General features: G+C 63.1%; 1 protein-coding gene and 1 pseudogene. Both read right to left on the reverse strand.

From position 1 onward, the window contains the following. A pseudogene (locus HX846_RS30275) lies at positions 1-311 on the reverse strand (virulence factor family protein); the annotation flags it as partial. Further along, positions 311-2247, reverse strand: a 1937-nt coding sequence (gene mprF / locus HX846_RS30280) for a bifunctional lysylphosphatidylglycerol flippase/synthetase MprF (RefSeq protein ID WP_178966793.1), incomplete at its 5' end; no start/stop codon positions are given. The pseudogene HX846_RS30275 and the gene mprF, both read right to left, overlap by 1 nt.

Below are 2247 nucleotides of genomic sequence, written 5' to 3' on the forward strand. Positions count from 1 at the left end.
TGCACGGATTGTTCCTGCAGCTTGCAGTCATCCTTGGGCAGGATCACCTGGACGATCTGCGCTGCGCCGCCCTGGCTCAGGGCGATCAGTTGGCTGTCGGTCAGGGTTTCGTCGGCCAGCACGGCCACGGCCACGCGGGCCTTGGGCGCGGTACCCGGGGTGACGCGGGTCAGGACCGTGCCATCGGCCTGGGGCAGTTGTTCCAGAGTCGGTTGCGGTGCAGGGCGGTTCCAGTACCAGTAGCCGCCACCGAGGATCAGTGCCAGTACCACCAAAAATGCCAATACATACCGCCAGGAGCGTCGAATCATCAGCGTTTCACCAATCCAGTCAAGCCGCCCGCAATCAGGGCGGCGGTGTCGGCCAGTGCCACCAGCGGATCAAGTCCTGCGGGCACGGCCATATAACGGGGTTCCCAGTCAGGCTGGAACTTGTCTTTGAAGCGGCGCAAGCCTTGGAAGTTATACAGTTGCTCGCCACGGCGGAACACCATCGAGCCCAGGCGTTGGGTCAGCGGGGCGCCACGTCGTGGTTGCAGGCCCGACAACGGCACCATGCCGAGGCTGAAGCGGGCGTAGCCATGGTTCTTATAATGTTGAATCAGGCCGACCATCATGAATTCCATGGTCAGTTTCGGCGCGTCCGGGTGCGCACGCATCAGGTCGAGACTGGCCAGGTCGTGGCTGTAGGTCTCAAGCAGGTTCGCAAACGCTACCGGGCGCCCTTCGAAGCGAATGATCGCAATACGAAAGTGCTTGAGGTAGTCGTCGCTGAATCGTCCAAGGGAAAAGCCTTTTTCCCGCACGTTCTTGCCGGTCAGCCATGCGTCGGAGATGACTTTCAACTCCTCCATCGGGGCCTGGCCGGGTTCGTGGATCTCCAGGGACAAGCCATCACGGGTCCCGCGGTTCCAGGTGTAGCGCAGGTCCTTCATCTCTTTGCCCTTGGCTTCCAGGTCAAAGCGTTTGAGGTCGACCCGGGCTTCTTCACCCAGTTTGATCGCGGTGAGGCCGATGTCCATGTAGTACGGCAGGTTCTCCGCGCGCACCTGGTAGAACACCGGGCGGGCGTGGTGAATGTCGCACAGGTCGCGGAACTGCCAGATCATCTCGGCCCGTTGCAGGGTCGGGCCAATCGGATCGTACAAGGCCACCAGGCTGCGACCGCGACGAGCGTACATCAGGAACGCTTCGTCGTTGGGATGAAACAGCAGGGCCTTGTCGCCGGTCAGCGCCAGGCCGCCGTCGGGTTGTGCAGAGTTCATCAGGATCTTGGTGGCGCGCTCCAGCTCATCCGGTGTCGGCAAGTGGATGATCGGGCGCGCGGTACGCAGCAGCCAGGTCAGCGACACCACCACCAGCACCACGGCCGCGCCCAGCAGCGAACGCAGGCCCCGCGGGGCGTTGGCGTCGAGGGTGAACTGCCACCACAACTGATGGCTGTAGGGCACGTCCTGGTAGGCGAACAACAGCAGCCAGATTGACGCACCGAGTACGCACACGCTGGCCACCAGGTACAGCGGCGAGAACGGCAGTTCGGTCAGGCGGCTGGCGCGATAGAACGAGCGCCGGAAGATCGCCAGCAGCACCGCCGTCATGGTCATCAGGCTGGCTTCTTCCCAGTCGAAACCCTTGAGCAGGGAGAGCAGGGCGCCGGTCAGCAGCAGCACCATGGTCAGCATCCACGCCGCGGACAACCGTCGACGCAGGCCCTGGGCCAACAGAAGGCAGAGCACGCCGATCAGGCTGGCACCAAAGTGCGAAGCGTCAATCAGGCGATGAGGAATCAGGAAGCCGATGTTTTCCAGGCGTGAGTCGATTTCCGGGGTTGCGCCGGAAAACAGCAGGACCACGCCTGACAAAAAAACCAGTACGGCCAGGATCGGCGCAGCGAGGCCGGAGGCCGCGCGCAGGCTTTGTTGCGTATGGAACAGGCGCTGGGCTTCATTGACCAGCAGGAACACACAAGCGATCAACAGCGGCAGCACCACATAGATCATCCGGTACAGCAGCAGTGCGGCCGCCAGTGGCGCGGCACCGAGCTTGTCGGCGAAGGCAGCCAGCAGAATTGCTTCGAACACCCCGACGCCACCGGGTACATGGCTGAGCACACCGGCGGCCAGGGCCAGCAGGTACACCAGCAGGAACGGGCCAAACGGCGGCGCTTCCGGCAGCAGCATATACAGCACGGTAGCGGCCGCAGCCACGTCGAGGGCGGTGATGATCAGTTGCAGGAAGGTCAGGCGAC

It is taken from the genome of Pseudomonas sp. K5002, from assembly GCF_013386655.1.
Taxonomy (GTDB): Bacteria; Pseudomonadota; Gammaproteobacteria; order Pseudomonadales; family Pseudomonadaceae; genus Aquipseudomonas.